The organism is Ensifer sp. PDNC004 (genome assembly GCF_016919405.1).
Classification (GTDB): Bacteria; Pseudomonadota; Alphaproteobacteria; order Rhizobiales; family Rhizobiaceae; genus Ensifer.
On the sequence record NZ_CP070353.1, the window covers coordinates 3,510,398 to 3,529,395 of the forward strand.

At 63.1% G+C, this 18,998-nt stretch carries 16 protein-coding genes; 5 read left to right on the forward strand and 11 right to left on the reverse strand.

The window, feature by feature from the left end; all coding sequences use genetic code 11:
• Positions 1 to 142 precede the first annotated feature (142 nt).
• The 5 genes from hemH to JVX98_RS25150 form a co-directional block, all read right to left on the reverse strand.
• Positions 143 to 1,180 (reverse strand): ferrochelatase, encoded by a 1,038-nt coding sequence (gene hemH / locus JVX98_RS25130; protein WP_192450739.1) that lies wholly within the window; start codon positions 1,178 to 1,180, stop codon positions 143 to 145.
• A 123-nt stretch (positions 1,181 to 1,303) separates the two neighbouring features.
• A complete protein-coding gene (locus JVX98_RS25135; protein WP_205237803.1) occupies positions 1,304 to 3,178 on the reverse strand; it encodes a bifunctional UDP-sugar hydrolase/5'-nucleotidase in 1,875 nt (624 codons plus the stop codon).
• Positions 3,179 to 3,406: 228 nt separating this feature from the next.
• Positions 3,407 to 3,778, reverse strand: coding sequence for an outer membrane lipoprotein Omp10 (gene omp10 / locus JVX98_RS25140; RefSeq protein WP_192450737.1), 372 nt, complete (start codon positions 3,776 to 3,778; stop codon positions 3,407 to 3,409).
• A 173-nt stretch (positions 3,779 to 3,951) separates the two neighbouring features.
• Entirely contained in the window at positions 3,952 to 5,403 is a 1,452-nt protein-coding gene (locus JVX98_RS25145; RefSeq protein WP_205237805.1) for a homospermidine synthase, read from the reverse strand.
• Positions 5,404 to 5,595: 192 nt separating this feature from the next.
• Positions 5,596 to 6,474, reverse strand: coding sequence for a DUF3445 domain-containing protein (locus JVX98_RS25150; RefSeq protein ID WP_205239524.1), 879 nt, complete (start codon positions 6,472 to 6,474; stop codon positions 5,596 to 5,598).
• 153 nt (positions 6,475 to 6,627) lie between these two features.
• On the opposite strand from JVX98_RS25150, the gene JVX98_RS25155 reads away from it, so the two are divergent.
• Positions 6,628 to 7,578: a sensor domain-containing diguanylate cyclase gene (locus JVX98_RS25155; RefSeq protein ID WP_205237810.1), complete on the forward strand. Its 951-nt coding sequence runs from the start codon at positions 6,628 to 6,630 to the stop codon at positions 7,576 to 7,578.
• On the opposite strand, the gene JVX98_RS25160 is transcribed toward JVX98_RS25155, so the two are convergent.
• From JVX98_RS25160 to JVX98_RS25170, 3 genes are read right to left on the reverse strand one after another with little or no spacing between them, the layout of a single operon-like run.
• A complete protein-coding gene (locus JVX98_RS25160; RefSeq protein WP_205237811.1) occupies positions 7,543 to 8,175 on the reverse strand; it encodes an aminotransferase class IV family protein in 633 nt (210 codons plus the stop codon). The genes JVX98_RS25155 and JVX98_RS25160 overlap by 36 nt on opposite strands.
• On the reverse strand, positions 8,172 to 9,371 hold the full coding sequence (locus JVX98_RS25165; RefSeq protein ID WP_112976713.1) for an aminodeoxychorismate synthase component I: 1,200 nt from the start codon (positions 9,369 to 9,371) through the stop codon (positions 8,172 to 8,174). The genes JVX98_RS25160 and JVX98_RS25165 overlap by 4 nt, the downstream gene beginning before the upstream one ends.
• Before the next feature lie 46 nt (positions 9,372 to 9,417).
• Complete coding sequence (locus JVX98_RS25170) at positions 9,418 to 11,277, reverse strand: M3 family oligoendopeptidase (protein WP_205237812.1); 1,860 nt, start codon at positions 11,275 to 11,277, stop codon at positions 9,418 to 9,420.
• A 188-nt stretch (positions 11,278 to 11,465) separates the two neighbouring features.
• On the opposite strand from JVX98_RS25170, the gene JVX98_RS25175 reads away from it, so the two are divergent.
• Together JVX98_RS25175 and JVX98_RS25180 are read left to right on the forward strand one after the other, a co-directional pair.
• Complete coding sequence (locus JVX98_RS25175) at positions 11,466 to 13,010, forward strand: sigma-54 dependent transcriptional regulator (protein WP_205237813.1); 1,545 nt, start codon at positions 11,466 to 11,468, stop codon at positions 13,008 to 13,010.
• A gap of 180 nt (positions 13,011 to 13,190) precedes the next feature.
• The gene (locus JVX98_RS25180) at positions 13,191 to 15,047 is read left to right on the forward strand and encodes a DUF882 domain-containing protein (RefSeq protein WP_192450729.1); all 1,857 of its coding nucleotides are present in this window, start codon (positions 13,191 to 13,193) and stop codon (positions 15,045 to 15,047) included.
• A 165-nt stretch (positions 15,048 to 15,212) separates the two neighbouring features.
• Here the strand turns inward: JVX98_RS25180 and JVX98_RS25185 are convergent, their stop codons facing one another.
• The 3 genes from JVX98_RS25185 to JVX98_RS25195 form a co-directional block, all read right to left on the reverse strand.
• On the reverse strand, positions 15,213 to 15,476 hold the full coding sequence (locus JVX98_RS25185) for a DUF2312 domain-containing protein (protein WP_034806111.1): 264 nt from the start codon (positions 15,474 to 15,476) through the stop codon (positions 15,213 to 15,215).
• A 232-nt stretch (positions 15,477 to 15,708) separates the two neighbouring features.
• Positions 15,709 to 16,017: a DUF1244 domain-containing protein gene (locus JVX98_RS25190; RefSeq protein ID WP_205237814.1), complete on the reverse strand. Its 309-nt coding sequence runs from the start codon at positions 16,015 to 16,017 to the stop codon at positions 15,709 to 15,711.
• Complete coding sequence (locus JVX98_RS25195) at positions 16,014 to 16,823, reverse strand: N-formylglutamate amidohydrolase (protein WP_205237815.1); 810 nt, start codon at positions 16,821 to 16,823, stop codon at positions 16,014 to 16,016. Before JVX98_RS25195 ends, JVX98_RS25190 begins: the two co-directional genes overlap by 4 nt.
• A 192-nt stretch (positions 16,824 to 17,015) precedes the next feature.
• Here JVX98_RS25195 and JVX98_RS25200 point away from each other — a divergent pair, with 192 nt between their 5' ends.
• Together JVX98_RS25200 and pyk are read left to right on the forward strand one after the other, a co-directional pair.
• Positions 17,016 to 17,492 (forward strand): DUF1036 domain-containing protein, encoded by a 477-nt coding sequence (locus JVX98_RS25200; protein ID WP_051659725.1) that lies wholly within the window; start codon positions 17,016 to 17,018, stop codon positions 17,490 to 17,492.
• Entirely contained in the window at positions 17,492 to 18,931 is a 1,440-nt protein-coding gene (gene pyk / locus JVX98_RS25205; protein WP_192450727.1) for a pyruvate kinase, read from the forward strand. The genes JVX98_RS25200 and pyk overlap by 1 nt, the downstream gene beginning before the upstream one ends.
• Positions 18,932 to 18,998 lie beyond the last annotated feature (67 nt).

Here is an 18,998-nt window from a genome sequence, read left to right on the forward strand (position 1 = left end):
GGTTCCGTTCGGAATCGGTTTTCCGCGGATTGCGCGTAAATTCAAAATGTTAGAAGGGCGCACTCGCCGGTGGGCAAGCGCGCGGCTCCTTCATCCTGAGGTGGTGATCGGCGTGCCGTTTTCAAATGGGCTGGCGGGAGGCTCAAAGCCAGCCGGCAAGCTCCCGGCGCACGACGTGTTCGAGCACGGCCATGCCTTCGGCGCTGTCGTTCAGACAGGGGATGTGGGTGAACTTCTCGCCGCCATTGTGATGGAAGCTCTCAGCCGCCTGCTCGGCGATCTCTTCCAGCGTTTCCAGACAGTCGGAGACGAAGCCGGGATTGAGCACGGCGATGCGCTTGACGCCATCCTGGGCGAGCTTTTCGACCGTCTTGTCGGTGTAGGGTTGCAGCCATTCCTCGGGCCCGAAGCGCGACTGGAAGGTGACCTGAAGCTTGTCCTTCGCCCAGCCGAGCTTTTCGCGCAGCAGCCGCGCGGTCTTCTGGCACTGGCAGTAATAGGGGTCGCCCTTGTCGAAGTAGCTCTTCGGAATGCCGTGGAAGGAGGTGAGCACCACTTCCGGCTCCCAGTCGAGCGTCGCCAGGTGACGCTCGATCGAGGTCGCCAGGGCGTCGATGTAGACGGGGTCGTCGTGATAAGGCGGGACGGTGCGCAGCGCTGGCTGCCAGCGCATCTTCAGAAGCGCCTCGAAGGCCTTGTCGTTGACGGTGGCCGTGGTGGCGGCGGCATATTGCGGATAGAGCGGGAAGACAAGGATGCGCTCGCATCCGGCCTTCTGCAGGGTCTCCATGCGCGAGGCGATCGACGGCTGGCCGTAACGCATGCCCCAGTCGACGATCACGTTGGACTGGTCGGCAAAGCTTTTTGCCATCAGCGTCGCCTGGTTGCGGGTATAGGTGCGCAAGTAGCTCTCGTTCAGATCCTTGTTCCAAATCATCTCGTAGGCCTTGCCGACCTTGCCGGGGCGGGTGTTGAGCACGATGCCGAACAGGATCGGATACCAGAACAGCCGCGACCACTCGATCACCCGGCGGTCGGTCAGGAACTCTTTGAGGTACCGGCGCATCGAGGTGTAGTCGGTGCCGTCGGGGGTGCCGAGATTGACCAGCAGGATGCCGACCTTTCCGGATTTGACGGAAGGGTGGTTGGCAGGAGTGGTCACGGCAAGCTGATCGGTCATCTTCATCCTCGTCGGGTCCCCGTATCGGGACACCGCTTTCGTTCCTTCGGTTTCCAGTTCTTCTAAAAAGAAAAGCCGGCGCGGGGAAGCCCGCGCCGGCTCTGAAAGGAGAGGCAAATTGTCTTACTTTGCCGGAATCTCCAGTTCCGTGCCGACATGCAGGTGGCGCGGCGCCGGCTTGCCGTTGGCGTCGGAGATCTTCTTCCAGAGCGCGCCTTCGCCGTAGAAAGCCTTGGCGAGGTCCCAGAGCGTGTCGCCCTTGGCGATCACATGCTTCTGCGGGCCGCTCGCTGCCGCGGTGCCGCCGGCCGTTGCCGCCGGCTGGGCTGCCGTGGCGTCGGCAGCAGGCTTTGCGTCCGCCGCCGGCTCGGCCGTTGCCGCACCGGCCGCCGAAGCGACCTCGGTGATGCGGCCATCGGTATAGGGCTTGAACGGCTGGTGGGCGGCGAGGTAGTCGGCAAGCACGGTTTCGAGGCCCGGACCGTAGTCGTAGGCGTTTTCACCCTGCGTCTTGAAGACGTCGTAGCCGTCGCCGCCATTGCGCATGTAGTTGTTGGTGACGAGCGAATAGGTCTTGGCCGGATCGAGCGGGACATAGGCCTCGCCCTCCTTCACCTCGACCGAGACGACGCGGCTGCCGACCGGCTTCGACTTGTCGAAGGAGAACTTCATGCCGGCCACCTGCGGGAAACGGCCGCCAGCTTCCTCGAGCTTGCTGAGGCCGTTTTCAAGCGCTGCGCGAATGCCGTCGCCCTTGATCTGGAAGGTCGCAACGGTGTTCTGGAACGGCAGCACGGTGATGGCTTCGCCCATCGAAACGTCGCCGGCATCGATGGAAGCGCGCAGACCGCCGCCGTTGGTGATGGCGATGGTCACGCCCTGGCCCTTGACGCGGTCGAGCATGGCGTCGGTGAGCAGGCTGCCCATCTCGCACTCTTTGGCGCGGCAATTCTCACGCGAGCCGTCGATCGGCGCTTCGGTCTTGGCGATGATCTTCGAGCGTAGCTCTTCGATCGGCTTGCCGAGTTCGGCGACGCGGGCAAGCACTGCCTCATCCGGCTTGATCGAGCTGTCGACGAGGATCGGGTCGCCCTTGGCAGACTTGACCACGCCCTTGTCGTCGAAGGTGACGACGAGGTCGCCGAGATACTTGGTGTAGGAGCCGGCCTGGACCACCGGAACCTTGTAACCGCCGGGGTTGTCGACCATCGTCGGGTAAGGACCCTCGGCCTTCGCATCGGTGTTGGAGAGCAGGCTGTGCGAGTGGCCGCCGACGACGACATCGACATCCGGGATCTTGGCGATGGCCGCGAGGTCGCGCGGATAGCCGACATGGGTGAGTGCGATAATCTTATCGACGCCCTGCTTCTTCAGTTCTTCGACGGCTGCCGTGGTGGTGGCGACGTCGTCACCGATCAGGATGTCCGGGCCGGGGGAGGAGAGTTCCGGCGTGTCGTTGGCAACCGCGCCGACGATGCCGACCTTCTGGCCGCCGACGTCGAGCACGAGCGACGGCTTGATGCGGTCGCCGATCTTCGACTTGACGCTCGGCAGCACGTTGGCGGTGACAACAGGGAAGGCGATCTTGTCGAGGAAGCCGGCAAGGCCGTCTTCGCTCTCGTCGAATTCATGGTTGCCGACGGTCATCGCGTCGAACTTCATCAGGTTGAGGAATTCGGCTTCCGCCAGGCCCTTGTAGGTGGTGAAGAACAGCGAGCCCTGGAAGTTGTCGCCGGCGTTCAAGAGCAGCAAGTTCTTGCCCGAGAGGTCCTGGCGCTTCTGGTCGATCAGCGCTTTCAGGCGCGCGACGCCGCCGAAGCACTCGTTCTTGCCTTCCTCTTCCGCCGAGCAGGTGGAATCGAACTTGTTGATCGATTCGATGCGGGAATGAAGGTCGTTGATATGCAGGATGTTCAATTCATAATCGGCGAAGGCTGCGCCCGAGGAAAGGGCAAGAATGGACGCGGTCATCAGGCCGGTCCGCACATGTCTGATCATGATGTTCTCCTGTTTTTTGCCTATTGTCGTCCGACCGTATCCGGCCGTCGAAACGGATCCGGTCCCCACGATCGGGGTGGCTTTGCCGGGCCGGATGTTTTCATCACTTGCGGGCGACTTCAAGCGTTAAAGCTTCGAGGGGCTTGCCAAATTGCAACGAGGGTAAACCACGGCCCTGCAACGAAAAAAGGCCCCGGAGGGGCCTTTGATACATGCCTGTTTTCTCAATTAGCCGCGACGCGCGAGCGAGAACTGTGCCCCGGCGTCGGTGGTGCAGTTGAGCTGGTTCTGCGTGACCAGAGCGCAAGCGACCTTGGACTGAGTGTTGCGCACCAGCGAGGTCATGTTGATCTCGACAAGCGTCGGGCTCGTCTTGACGTAGTTGCCCGAGGCGAGCAGCTGGTTGGTGTCGGTCGTGCGCGTGGAGAAGGTACCGCCGGCAAATGTCGAGACGATACCGTTCGGGTCGACCCAGGAGCCCTCGACGCCTGATGCCTGGCGTGCCGGCTGTCCACCGTTATCGATGATCCGTGGCGACGACTGGCAGGAGGCAAGCGCGGCCGCGGTTGCGATTAGGGTCAGAACGGCGAATGGCTTCATAGGCGATTTCCCCCGCGTTTGGGTCGAGCGGATTGTTTCATTCCGGCAGACCATGCCGCGATCATGAGTTGAAAGCAAGAGCGGCAGGCCGCGGCCTCGGGCTTTTCCGCCAGAGATGAAAAGGCCCGGGGCACGTTCGTGTCCCGGGCCGGATGCGCTTACGTCTCAGCAGCTTAGCGAACGAGGATGTTCTTGAACTGCCACGGATCCTTGGTGTCGATGTCTTCCGGGAACAGGCCCGGGCGACCGTCGAGCGGGGTCCAGTCGGTGTAGTGACCTTCGACCGGGCCGAGGTAGGGCAGCTGGACTTCGAGGCAACGCTTGTAGTCCATCTCGTCGGCTTCGACGATGCCGGCCTTCGGGTTCTCGAGAGCCCAGACCATGCCGGCGAGAACGGCCGAGGTCACCTGCAGACCGGTGGCGTTCTGGTAAGGCGCGATGCGGCGGGTTTCTTCCAGCGACAGGCGCGAGCCGAACCAGTAGGCGTTCTTGTCGTGGCCGTAGAGCAGCACGCCGAGTTCGTCGACGCCGTCGACCAGTTCCTTTTCGTCAAGGACGTGGTGCACCGGCTGGGCGTTGCCGCCGTTGCCGAACATCTCGTGCAGCGACAGAACGGCGTCGTTGGCCGGATGGTAGGCGTAGTGGCAGGTCGGGCGGTAGGTGACTTCGCCGTCCTTGTCGCGAACCGTGAAGAAGTCGGCGATCGAGATCGCCTCGTTGTGGGTCACGAGGAAGCCATACTGCGGGCCGGGGGTCGGGCACCAGCTGCGCACGCGGGTGTTGGCGCCCGGCTGCTCCAGGTAGATCGCCGCCTTGCAGCCCTTCTTGTGCTTCTTGGCGTTCTTCGGCATCCAGTTTTCATGGGTGCCCCAGCCGAGTTCGGCCGGCTGCAAGCCCTCGGAGATGAAGCCTTCGACCGACCAGGTGTTCCAGAAGGTGTTGAACGGCTTCGGGTTCTTGGTGCGCTGGGTGTCGCGCTCGGCGATGTGCACGCCCTTGACGCCGACCTTCTTCATCAGCTTGGCCCAGCCTTCGCGGTCGTCCTGATGCGGCTCTTCGAACTTTACGCCGAGGTCGTTGGCGAGGTTGAGGAGGCCCTGCTTGACGAACCAGGAGACCATGCCCGGATTGGCGCCGCAGGTGGAAACCGCGGTCGTGCCGCCCGGGTTCTTTTCCTTTTCCTTGCGCAGGGTTTCGCGCAGCGCATAGTTGGTGCGCTCGGCATTGTCCATTTCGCTGTCGAAATAGAAGCCGAGCCACGGCTCGACGACCGTGTCGATGTAGAGAACGTCAAGCTTGCGGCACATCCTCATCAGATCGACCGAGCCGGTGTCGACCGACAGGTTGACGCAGAAGCCCTGGCCTTCACCTTCGGTGAGAAGCGGCTTCAGCAGTTCCTTGTAGTTGTCCTTCGTCACATGCGCGCGAACGTGGCGTACGCCATGCCGTTCGAACAGCTCGTTGTCGGCAGCGTCCTCACGGGGCTCGACCACGATCAACCGGTTCTTGTCGTATTTGAAGTGGCGCTCGATCAGCGGCAAGGTGCCGCGACCGATCGAGCCGAAACCGATCATGACGATCGGACCGGTGATCTCGCCGTAAACCGGATAGGTGGTATCTGCCATTTTTGTCTTACTCCTGAGAAAACTTTCCCTGTGGCGGTGGGTGACTAAGCATGAGGAAGCGGCTGTGGCCGCTGTCTGGCTCGTGCGAGTGTGCCGAAACGGCCGCTGTGCCCGTGGGGCACGCGGCGCTGTAGAGCATAGATTGCTGTCACAATAAAGAGCCGGTCGGTCAACCGCTATTTGAGAGTGTGCTTAACCGGCGATCGTAAGCAGTGCTGCAATCAGCCCGTCCCGCTTGCTGACAAGCCCCTTGTAGGCGGCCTGCGGCAAGGTCAGGGCGCGCAGCTGTTCGACGAAGGACGCGGCCAGCGCTGCGGCATCCGGCCGCTTGCGCAGCATCACCAGCGGGTCCGAATAGATGCGGATGGTGAAGACGAGCGCGCCGGTCTCAGGCAGCTTGCGCAGCGTCTGCCGTTCGATGCGGATGAAGGTACGCTCCTCGGTCATCTCGATGGCACTGGCGGCAATGCCCTCGGACTTCGATTTCGGCAGGTGCAGCGCGCCGTCGACATTGACCGCCCAGTTGAAGCGCTCGACGAAACGGCCCGGCGGCAGATTGTCGAACATCCGGGCAATCAGCTCGGCGTTGCGGGTGCCATGCTCGAAGCCCGGGACGGGGCCATGGATCTCGTTCATGGTGCGGCCGTATTTTTCGGCGAGCGACCAGGAGGAAGGAAAGGCGACATAGGCGGCGTTGAGGCGCCAGCCGTCGTCGGTCTTCTGCATGATGGCAAGATCGTCCTGGACCAGCGAGCCCGAAACGGCCAGCGGCTCATCGCCGTCGAGCGGCACGGGCTCGCCGCCGACGATCATGCGGTCGCCGTCGCGGCGGTAGATCTCTGGATAGGCGGCCGGCAGGTAGTCGAGCAGAACATCGAGCAGTTCGCGCTGCGCGTCCTGCGTTCCGTCAGCGGCGGCGAACACGGTACCGCGCGCTTGCGCAAGCAGCCGCTTCTTTTCGCAGAGGTAGTGCTGCAGCTGGTCGTCCGGCTCGATCCAGCGATCGGGGTCGAGCTGGGCAAGGCCGATGGTGAAAGGTTTTGAAGAACCGTCGTAAGGCGTATGCTTCATGCTCACCGGCCGCACCAAGGCTGTGATTTAACCATATCCCTATCGTTTCGCACGATGAAACGCTTGCCACAAGCTGTTCGTGCTATAGCTTCGCTAGAAGCATCCGCTTCGCGCCATAATTGATCGTTGTCCGACCCGGAGGCGTGACAGACCGTGACCGGTAGTCATCTCAAGGCTCTTGCGGCCTTACAGAGCAAAACACCCGTGCTGATCGCGCTCTACGACCAGCATGATCGCCTGCGGTTTGCCAATCCGGCATTCCGCGCAGCCTACCATGTCGGCCCGGATGAGAGCCCGACCTGGGAGGAAATCATGCGCCGGAACCACGCTGCCGGCCACGGAACGATCCTGAAGACCGAAGACATCGATGCCTGGATCGCCTCGACGATGCATCGGCGCGGCAAGGTGCCGTTCCGCGCCATGGAAACCGACCTGCACGACGGTCGCTGGATGTGGATGACGGAGACAGTGGACGCGGACGGCTGCATGCTGTGCATCGCCGTCGACGTGACGGCCATCCATGCGGAGGAGCGCGAGCTCAGGCAGGACCGCGACTTCGCGCTTCGGGCCGCCCAGGTGGACGAGTTGACGAGCGTTCCCAACCGTCGCTACACGATGGGCCGGCTCACCGAATTCATCGCCAATTGCGCCGAGAACCCGCATATGTGGGGCTGCGTCGCGATCATCGACATCGATTACTTCAAGGCGATCAACGACCGCCATGGGCACCAGCGCGGCGACGAGGTGTTGCTCGATTTCGCCCGGCAGATGCAGGAATTCGTTCGCCGTTCGGACTGCTTCGGCCGGATTGGCGGCGAGGAATTCATGCTCATCCTGCCTGATACCACCATCAGCGAGGGCCACCGCATTCTCGATCGTCTGCTCGAACGGGTGCGCAATTCCCGCCCGCTCGAGAACATCCCGGAGTTCTTCTACACCTGTTCGGTCGGGGTTGCGGAGTATCGCGACGGGGACACGGTCAGCGACCTCTATGCACGCGCCGATCAGGCGCTCTATCTCGCCAAGCGCGATGGGCGGGACCAGGTCAGGCGCCACACGCTTCCCGGCTCAGACCAGGAGGTTCACCCGGATCAGGCCCCGTAGCGAATTGCCGAGATAAAGGTTGCCGCGGGCGAGGTCGTCAAGTGAAAGCCGCGCAACTCGCGCGCGGCGCTGGCAGATGAGCTCGGTACGCAGCACGCCGGCAAGCAGGCCGCAGGCGATCGGCGGCGTCTTGAGGATGCCGCTGCCGTCGTCGAGGAAGACGGAGGTGATCGTGCCTTCGCAGACCTCATCCTTCTCGTTCAGAAGCAGAACTTCGTCGGCCTCGCTCGGGCCGAACTCGCCGCGGGCTGCCTCATAGGCGGCGCGGCGACTGGTCTTGTAGCGCAGCAGCGGATCGCCCGACTTCAGCCGGGTGCTGGCAACCCGTACCCGCCAGACCGTATCTTGGGGTAGCGGCGCGAAGGGGGCGGTCTTCACCTCGATATGGCCGTCCGGGAAGAGCTCGAGGCGAACGCGAAGCGCGGCGCCGCCATCGCCGGCCTTGACCGCTGCAAGCAGCGCGGCCTGCGCGCCATCGGCGCCCGAAATGCCGAGACGGCGGGCGGATCGGACCAGCCGCGCGAGGTGCAGACGCAGGCGGATGAAACCGGCTTCGGGCTCGTAGCGCAGGGTTTCGATCAACGAGAAATCCGTCATCGGACGACCGCGTCGTCGGCGGGCGCGACATCGCCTTCGCCGAGCGCGATCCTGTCGTCGCCAACGGCAAAGCGGGCCTTCAGGAGGCACTCTTCGTATTCGGACTGGGCGGTGCTGTCGAAGACGATGCCGCCGCCGACATTAAAGACGGCATCGCCATTTTCGAAGAGCGATATCGTCCGGATCGCGACGCTGAACCGCATCACGCCGTTCGGGGCGATGAAACCGATGGCGCCGCAATAGGCGTCGCGGGGACCGTCTTCCAGGTCGTGCAGGATTTCCATGGCGCGCATCTTCGGCGCCCCGGTGATCGAGCCGCAGGGGAAGAGCGCCGTGAAAATATCCTTGAGGCTGATCTCGGGCAGGAGCTTTGCTCGGACGTGGCTCACCATCTGGTGCACGGTCGGGTAGGTCTCGATGTCGAAGAGCTTGGGGACATCAAGCGTGCCGACCTCGGTGATGCGCGAGATGTCATTGCGCAGGAGATCGACGATCATCCGGTTTTCGGCCTGGGTCTTTTCGTCGGCGCGCATGGCGGCGATGATCTCGGCGTCTTCCAGCGCCGACGCGCCGCGCTTGGCCGTCCCCTTCATCGGGTGGGTCTCGATCCAGCCGTCCGCATCGACACGGAAGAAAAGCTCCGGCGAGCGCGACAGGAGCACTGGCCCGTCGAGCGCGACGAGCGCGCCGTATTTGACCGGCTGTCGGTCGATCAGCGACCAGAAGGCTGCGCGCGGGTCGCCGGACCAGCGGGCATGGATCGGCATCGTCAGGTTTGCCTGGTAACAATCGCCCTTTCGCAGATGCAGGTGCAGGCGGTCGAAACGTTCGCGGTAGGTATCGAAATCCCAGCCGGCTCGCGGTTCGCTCAAGAAGGGTTCGTTCTCGGTGCGCCGCTGCGGTTCGGCGAGGGGATGATCCTCGCTCGGCGCATCGAAGATGCCGAATGACATCAGCGGCGTCTTGCGATTTTCCTCGGCAAAACCCTCGAGCTTCTCTTCGAAGAGGTGGCCGGCCTCATAGGACATGAAGCCGGCAATCCATTTGCCTGATTTGTGCGCGCGTTCAAGCGCGGCAAGGCCGCGGACAAATTCGGCCTTCGTGCGGGCCGTAATGACGCGCGAAGGCGATGCGAAAACCGTGGTGCGGCTTTCGCTGTCGTCCCGGAACAGCACATAGGGTGCAGTGTCGCTCATAAAGTCGTCTTGTCGATCGCGCCGTGATCCGGACGTTTTGTCCGGATCAGGCCTTATCAAGCGCTTCGAGTTCGTCGATGAGCCCTTCGATCATCGACAGTCCCTGTGCCCAGAACGACGGATCGGTGGCATCGAGGCCGAAGGGGGCGAGCAGTTCGGAATGGTGCTTGGTGCCGCCGGCCTTCAGAAGCTCGAAGTACTTGTCCTGGAAGCCCTGTTCGGCGTTCTGGTAGACGGCGTAGAGCGAGTTCACCAGGCAGTCGCCGAAGGCATAGGCATAGACGTAGAAGGGCGAATGGATGAAGTGCGGGATATAGGCCCAGTAGGTCTCGTAGCCTTCGGAAATCCGGATGGCCGGGCCAAGGCTCTCGTTCTGCACCGACAGCCACAGCTTACCGATATCGTCGGCCGTCAGCTCGCCTTCCTTGCGCGCGGTGTGCACCTTGCGCTCGAACTCGTAGAAGGCGATCTGGCGCACGACCGTGTTGATCATGTCCTCGACCTTCTGGGAGAGCATGGCCTTGCGCTCGCGCTTGTCCTTCGTCTGGTCGAGCAGCGCACGGAAAGTCAGCATCTCGCCGAAGACGGACGCGGTTTCGGCGAGCGTCAGCGGGGTCGAGGCCATCAGCGCGCCCTGACCGCCGGCGAGCACCTGATGCACGCCATGGCCGAGTTCGTGGGCGAGCGTCATCACGTCGCGCGGCTTGCCCATATAATTGACGAGCACATAGGGGTGGGCCGACGGCACCGTCGGGTGGGCAAAGGCGCCCGGCGCCTTGCCGGGGCGCACCGGCGCGTCGATCCAGCGCTCGTCGAAGAAGCGGCGGGCGATATCGGCCATTTCCGGAGCGAAGGCATTGTAGGCGGAGAGCACCGTGTCCTTGGCTTCGTCCCAGGAGATCAGCGCATTCGGCGTTTCCGGCAACGGCGCGTTGCGGTCCCAGAAATCCATCTGTTCCATGCCGAGCCACTTGGCCTTCAGCGAATAGTAGCGGTGCGACAGGCGCGGATAGGCGGATTTGACCGCTTCTGCGAGCGCGTCCACGACCTCGCGCTCGACGCGGTTGGCCAGATGCCGGCTGTCGGCGATATCCTTGAAGCCGCGCCAGCGGTCGGAGATTTCCTTGTCCTTGGCGAGCGTATTGGTGATCAGCGTGAAGGTGCGGATGTTGGCCTTGAAGGTTTCCGCCAGCGCCATCGCCGCCTTCTTGCGAACATCGCTCGACGGGTCCTGAAGCAGGTTCAGGGTGACCTCGAGCGGCAACGTTTCACCGTCGACCGTGAAGGTGAGGCTTGCCATCGTCTCGTCGAACAGCCGGTTGAAGGCGGCTGCGCCCGTCATCGATTTCTCCAGGAAAAGCTGCTCCAGCTTGTCGTCGAGCTGATAGGGCTTGTCCATGCGCAGGTCGGTCAGCCAGGGCTTGTAATGGGCGGCGAGCGCATCTGTTTCGAGCGCCTTGTCGAGGATCGCGTCGTCGATCCGGTTCAGCTCCAAGGAGAAGAACAAGAGATGCGCCGACATGTCGGTGAGCTTCGACTGCACGTCGCCATAGAGCTTGCCGTTTTCGGGCTTCGACGTGTCGGAGAAATAGGTGAGACCGGCAAAGGAGGCGATGCGCCCCATGATGTCTTCGAGCGCCTCGAATTCCCGCACGGCAGCGCCGATGCCGGTGTCACCGCTCTTCGTCGCCGCTTCGGCCAGCTTGCCCTTCCACTTGGCCTCGAAGGCGATTGCGTCGGCATCGGCCTTCTTCATATCGTTGCGAAACGCATCCGAGGACGCGGAGGGATAGAGGTCCTCCAGCCGCCAGGAGGGTAGGTCACCGAGGTCGGCGACCGCGCCATGGCTCTGGCCGGCGGCGGCGCGGACAACAAATTGCTCGGGGGCGAAGGGGCGGAAGGTCATCGTCGGATTTCTCTCGTTCGTGACAGGAAGAGGCAAGCGATATGGGCCCCATTGCTATCGCCGGCAATGGATAAAATGCAAGCATTTCTCAAAACATGATGTTCAGCCCTTTATGGCACAGATGCCTGACGTGATTTGGCACATGAGGTTGGCCAAAGAGTACCGCGTGTCCAGAGCAGGAGGCTTCCGTGACATCACACATTCTGGTCATTGATGACGATCCGGTGCAGCGCCGGTTGCTGACGAACATGATTGAGCGTCTCGGTCATGTGGCGCATCTCGCCGATAACGGCCGCAGCGGTCTGGAGCTGCTGGGGCGCAAGGGCGGCATGATCAATGTCATCCTGCTCGATCTCCTGATGCCGGAAATGAACGGCCATGGCTTCCTCGAAGCACTGGCCGAGCGCGGCGTCGACACGCCCGTCATCGTCCAGACCGGACAGGGTGGCATCGAGACCGTGGTGCACGCGATGCAGGCCGGAGCCTTCGATTTCCTGGTCAAGCCGGTCTCTCCGGAGCGGCTGTCGGTGGCGATCGGTAACGCGCTAAAGATGGCGAGCCGTGACGGCAAGGTCAAAACCTCGCGCCGTCCGCGCGGCGGCGCCGTCGGCTTCGACGACATCGTCTCTGCAAGCCCGGCGATGATCCGGGTGATCGACCTTGCGCGCCGCGCCGCGCAGTCGAACATTCCGGTCGTGCTCGAAGGCGAGAGCGGCGTCGGCAAGGAAATGGTGGCGCGCGCCATCCAGTCGGCAAGCGACCGGGTGGGCAAGCCCTTCATCACCGTCAACTGTGGCGCCATCCCGCACAATCTGGTCGAGAGCATTCTCTTCGGCCACGAGAAGGGCGCCTTTACCGGCGCGACCGAAAAGCATGCGGGCAAGTTCGTCGATGCCGACGGGGGGACCCTGTTCCTCGACGAGATCGGCGACCTGCCGCTGGAAGTCCAGGTGAAGCTTCTGCGCGCGGTTCAGCAGGGCGAGGTCGAGACGATCGGTGCGCGCCATCCGCAGAAGGTCAATGTCCGGCTGATCTCGGCCACCAACAAGGACCTGATCAACGAAGTGCGCGAAGGGCGGTTCCGCGAGGATCTTTACTATCGCCTCAACGTTTTCCCGATCACCATCCCCGCGCTCCGCCGGCGCAAGGAAGATATCCCGGTGCTGGTGCGCTCCTTCGTCGAGCGCTTTGCCGCCGAGCAGCGGCTGAACCAGCCGCTGACGGTATCGAGCGGCGCGCTGGCGCTTCTGACGGCCTATGACTGGCCGGGCAATATCCGCCAGCTCGAAAACGCGATCTTCCGCGCCGTCGTGCTTGCCGAGGGCAATGAGCTGACGGTGAAGGATTTCCCGCAGATCGCCACCCAGATCCCCGGCTATGTGGTTTCCGACCGCGCCGGTTTCTCCTGGGGCGAGGCTGGTCCGGAGCGGGCGGCGGCTGGCGGCGAGACCGTGTCGAGCGTCTATCCGGACTTTGCGAGTGCGGCGAAATCCATGGAGGCAGAGGCCTCCGGCGACGCACGCATGGAGAACGCGATCGCCAGCGTCGACGAGGGCGGAGACGTGCGCAAGCTTGCGGAAGTCGAGGAGGAACTGATTCGTTTTGCGCTGAAATTCTACCGCGGCCAGATGAGCCAGGTGGCCCGCAAGCTCGGTATCGGCCGGTCTACCCTCTACCGCAAGCTGAAGGATTATGGCATCGATCCCGATAACCCTTTGAGAGAGGCGGCATAAAATCGACGCATTCACGATTCATTAGCCGTGCTATTCAGTCACCGCCGTTTAGACCTTGTTAGTGAAGTATTCACTATATTATAAGGGGCGGTGACGACTGTGGCAAATTTGCCATGCTGTCACCTTATTTGACAGTCATCTGAGACAGCGAAGCACGGTTGTCCGTCGGACGGGGATTGAATGCCAAATTTGTTCGGTTTTAAGAAGCCGCTCGGCTCCTTAGCTAGAGTCTGCGCGGCGGTCACCCGCCGGGTGCCGCAGGTTCTGACATCCGTTGCTCTTGCGGCTGCCCTCGTGACGCCTGGTTTTGCTCCTCCCGTGGAGGCCGCAGGCCAGACCCGGACACTGAAGCTCTATTTCATCCATACCCAGGAAAAGGCGCAGATCACCTTCAAGCGCAATGGCCGCTATGACGCCAAGGGCCTGCAGGAAATCAACCGCTTCCTGCGCGACTGGCGACGTAACGAGCCGACGAAGATGGATCCGCGCCTGCTCGATCTCGTCTGGGAAGTTTACCAGAAGAGCGGCTCGCGCGATTACATCCACGTCGTCTCGGCCTATCGTTCGCCGGCGACCAACGGAATGCTGCGTTCGCGCTCTAAGGGTGTCGCCAAGAAGAGCCAGCACATGCTCGGCAAGGCGATGGACTTCTATCTGCCTGATGTGAAGCTGAAGACGCTGCGTGAAATCGGCGTGAAATTCCAGGTGGGCGGCGTCGGCTATTACCCGACATCCGGCTCGCCTTTCGTTCACATGGACGTCGGTGGCGTTCGCGCCTGGCCGCGCATGAGCCGTGCCGAACTGGCACGCCTCTTCCCCGACGGAAAGACCATGCATTTGCCGTCCGATGGTAAGCCGCTTCCCGGTTATGACCAGGCGGTTGCCGACTACAAGCGTCGCGTCGGTGCCTCGGCGATCCAGGTCGCTGGCGGTGGCGATACCGGTCCGGGCGATACGGCCAGCGGCAAGCGTCGCGGCAACCTGTTTGCCATGCTGTTTGGCGGCGGCGGTGACGAGGATGAAGAACCCTCGGCAATCGCAGCCGGCCCCGGTACCGATGACGAAGGTGGTGCTGCGCCTGCTGCCAAGGTGCAGACGGCTGCTGCGCCCGCCGCTCAGGAAGCGTTGCCCGGCGTCGCCGGTTCTGTCGCCGCCGAGCCGACGGTTGCTGCCGAACAGAACATCAATGCGCCGGTTCCGGCCGTGCGGCCCGCCTTCAAGCAGGCGCCTGCCGATGCTGGCGTAGCCGTGGCTCTCGTCGCGCCGGAGAAGAACCCGGCCCAGGAAGCGCTTGCCGCAGCCCTGCCGCCAACCTCGGAAATGCCGAGCGAATTTGCCGACCTCGGTTCGATGAAGGTTCCGGTCCCGCAAATGCTTGACCGCCGCGACATGAACACGCTCGTCGCATCCGCCGATGCTGAGCCGGACATGCAGGCGCTCGGTTTCGTGCCGGTTCCGGCCATGCGGCCCGCGGGTGACGCGGCGCTTGCCGCCGTTGCCGATGCACAGGTCGTGATCCCCTCCTTCGCGGAGCGCCCGGTCGTGGCATCCGCAGAACCACCGCGCGATGTGGCGGCCGAAGCCAAGACCCGTGTGGCGCTTGCCCAGCCGACCCCGGCTGAGCGCCAGCCGGTTGCCCAGCCGCAGCCGATCGAGATGGCAGCCTACGCGCCGCAGTCGGGCAATAATGCACGCGCCGCGATCTTCGACAGCGCGTTTGACACGCAGGCGGAAGCGCCGGCCAAGGGCGGCCGACCGAAGAAGAACGACGCCGATGCCGCGACCCGCTCGTCGGTGCGCGCCGAACCGAAGCTGACCCAGAAGATCATCTCCGAATGGGCGCTTTCGACTGGCCGCGTCGCAACGCTTTCCAAGCCGGTGAAGGCGCCGCGCTTCGTCAGCAAGTCCCTGCGGACTGCCCCGACGACGGTCTATGCGGCCGGCTTCTCCAGCAGCGCCGGACCAAACGTCGACACGGCCCGCTTCAGCGGCAATGCCGTCAACTTCATGGAAGTGAAGAAGTTCAGCACCAACTGAGCTTCCACCAAGCACAGACACGAAAAAGCCCGCCGACCTGGCGGGCTTTTTCGTGTCTGTCGTCTACCTTCGCCTTACGCCGGCTCCGGATGCATGGGCGTCTCTACTGCGGCGTTTACGCGCGGCAGGCGAAGGCCGCCTGCCGGCGGCCCCTAAAGTCCTGCCTTATTCCTCGTCGGCTGCCGGCACCATGCCGAGCGCCTGGAGGTAGGTGTCGAGGATCGCTTCCTGTTCCATGCGCTCGTCGTGATCCTGCTTGCGGATCGAAATGACCTTGCGCAGGATCTTGGCGTCGAAGCCGGTGGACTTGGCTTCGCCGTAGACGTCCTTGATGTCGTCGGCGATGGTCTTCTTTTCTTCTTCCAGGCGTTCGATCCGTTCGATGAAAGCACGAAGCTGATCGCGTGCGACGCCGTGAGCATCCGACATGGTCTTCTCCTTGATAGGGGGAATGGAATTTCTTGGGTGCCGTGACGTGCCGCGAACGGCCGCCAACGTCAAGGGTGATTGCGCAACAACGCGGTCATTTCCGTGGCAGAAGCGGGCGAAAAGACCCTAATCCCTTGATCACGACGGTTTGTGTCGGTGCGATCCGGCCATCATTTTCAAGCGGCTCACGCGTTCAAGCGAAGTGCGGGCGGAAGCCCCCATACGCCTTTCGTCACTCAGCCTTGGGCCGGTTGAGCTCGAACGCCGCCTTTTGCTCTGCCGATGCTTCCCTCTGGTTGCGCTCGCGCCATTCCTCATAGGGCATGCCGTAGATGATCTCGCGCGATTCCTCCTTGGCAAGCGGAACGCCCGCCTGTTCGGCGGCTTCGCGATACCAGTTGGACAGACAGTTGCGGCAGAAGCCGGCGAGGTTCATCAGGTCGATGTTCTGGACGTCGTTGCGTTCGCGCAGATGGTTGACCAGCCGGCGAAAGGCGGCGGCCTCGAAGGCGCTCTGTTGCTCCGGGGTCAGTTCGGTCATGGTCGCTCGTCCTCTTCATCATAGGCGCCGGTGCGCGAGATGTGCCGCTCGTAGCGATGCAGCTCGGGCATGGCGTTCAGGCTTGCCAGGATCGGCGCCAGCCGCTCGGCCCAGGCGGCAACGCCTTCAGCGTCGGCGATCAGGTCCTGTCGCACCTCGATGAGGGCATGCGCAATGCCCGGCACCATGCAATGCCTGAACATCGAATCGCCGCGTAGCGCGCCGTCATAGGGTTCATTGTTGCCGACGACGATATCGCCCGGCGCCTCGAGCCTGTCGATCAGCGGCAGCACGGCGCGGCCGTCGCTGTCCCAGAGGACGGCGGCGTGCCAGGGACGGGCGACGCCCTTCCAGGCCGGCGTGTAGGAATGGATGGAGATGACCAGCGGTGCTGCGCCATGCGCCTCGGCGCTTCGGCCGATGGTCTCGGAGACGGCGCGGTGATAGGGGCGATGGAACCGGTTCAGCCGGTTTTCCCACTCCTTCTCGGTGATGGGGTGGTTCCCCGGAATGATCGCTCCGTCGGAAATCCGCATGATCAATGTCGGGTCGTCCTCACCGCGGTTGGGATCGATCAACAAGCGCGAGAAGCAGCCGAGAACGGCCGGCGCGTCGAGCATCGCCGACAGGCGCCGCACGAGCGCTTCGACACCGATATCGTAGGCGATGTGCCGCTCGAAGGCCGCGGCGGGAAGGCCGAGACTGCCATATTCGGCAGGCAGCCGGTTCATCGCGTGATCGGCAAGGAGCACGAGCCCGGTTGTGGGCTTGGCTTCGATAATCTCATAGGGAGAATAGTGTTGCATGCCCTTCCAGTCCGTTTCAGCGTCCCGTCTCGCTGATCGCACGCGTGGGCGTCAATCGCAAGAAAAACGCAACTGTTTAACGAAATCCGAAAGCAATTTACCGATTGTAATCGATTAGAGTTGCGTTGACTTTCGGGGCTGCCCGTCGCAAGAAAGTGCCACGCAAATCAAAACGGAGTTCCATCGGAAACCGTGTCCAGATATCCTTTTTCCAAAGCGAAGCCGGGGCTGACGACACTGGGAGGCATCCTCCTGTTTCTCCTGGCAACATCAAGCTCATTTCTTTTCGCCAGCGATGCACGCGCCGACTTTCGCGTATGCAACGGCACCCAGACACTGGTCGGCGTAGCCATCGGCTACCGGGCCAAGGACGGCTGGATGACGGAAGGCTGGTGGCAGGTGCCTGCCAACACCTGCGCGACCCTGATCGAGGGCGAGCTTCAGTCACGTTATTATTATCTTTACGCGGAAGATGCGGCCCGTGGCGGTCGCTGGACCGGTGACGTCAACATGTGCGTCGCCGAGAACGAATTCAAAATCACGGGCGTGCAGGACTGCTTCGCCCGCGGCTTCCAGCGCATGGGATTCAAAGAGTACGACACGGGGCGGCAGGGAAGCTGGATGGTTCAGCTTTCGGATCCGTCCGGCACGCAGGAAAGCCAGAATTGATGAAGCGGAACAGAAAAGTCAAAATCCTCGCAACGCTCGGACCGGCGTCTTCGGACGAGCAGATGATCCAGAAGCTGCACGAGGCCGGGGCCGATCTGTTCCGCATCAACATGAGCCATGCGAGCCACGACGTGATGCGCACGCTGGTGCAGCGCATCCGCGCAGTCGAAGCGCGCTGCGGCCGGCCGATCGGCATTCTCGGCGACCTGCAAGGACCGAAGCTGCGCGTCGGCAAGTTCGCCGAAGGCAAGGTCGATCTCAAGGTCGGCCAGACCTTCACGCTCGACAACAAGGACGAGCCTGGCGACAATACGCGCGTCTATCTGCCCCATCCGGAGATCCTCGAAGCGGTCAAGCCCGGCCATCGCCTGCTGATCGACGACGGCAAGCTGCACCTGAAGGCCGAGAAGGCCGACGGCAAGAGCATCGTCACGACCGTTGTCGCCGGCACCAGGATTTCCGACCGCAAGGGCGTCAGCCTGCCTGATACGCTGCTCGCCGTCGGCGTGCTGACCGACAAGGACCGCGCCGACCTCGACGCGGTTCTGGCGACCGGTGAATTCGACTGGGTGGCGCTCTCCTTCGTGCAGCGTCCGGAAGACCTGGCCGAAGTTCGCAAGATCGCCCGCGGCCGCGTTGGCCTGATGTCGAAGATCGAAAAGCCGCAGGCGCTCGACCGCATCGACGAGATCATCGAGCTCTCGGACGCGCTGATGGTCGCCCGCGGCGACCTCGGCGTCGAGATGCCGCTGGAATCGGTGCCCGGCCTGCAGAAGCAGCTGACGCGCGCTTGTCGCCGCGCCGGCAAGCCGGTGGTGGTCGCCACCCAGATGCTGGAATCGATGATCTCGGCTCCGGTCCCGACCCGCGCCGAAGTCTCCGACGTCGCGACGGCCGTGTTCGAAGGTGCTGATGCTGTCATGCTTTCGGCAGAATCGGCCTCGGGCGAATATCCGGTAGAAGCCGTTTCGACCATGGCGTCGATCGCCAGCAACGTCGAACGCGACCCGCATTATTCCAGCATCATCTACGCGCAGCGCACGCCGCCGGAAGCCACCGGCGCCGACGCGATTTCGCTCGCTGCCCACCAGATCGCCGAGACGCTGCGGCTCTCTGCCATCGTCTGCTATACATCGTCGGGCACGACGGGTCTGCGCGCCGCCCGCGAGCGGCCGCAGGTGCCGATCATCGCTCTGTCGCCGATCGTGCAGACGGCGCGCCGCCTCTCGGTCGTCTGGGGCCTGCACTGCGTGGTCACCGAGGATGCGACCGACCTCGACGACATGGTCAACCGCGCCTGCCGCATCGTAGCCTCGGAAGGCTTCGGCAAGCCGGGCGAACGCATCATCATCTCGGCCGGCGTGCCGCTCGGCACCCCCGGCGCGACCAACATGCTGCGCATCGCCTATATCGGCTCGGACGGCATGAGCGGCGTCTGACGCCGTCATCTTTTTCGAACAGCAACGAGACCCCAGGCGCGATGATCCGCTCCTGGGGTTTCTGCCT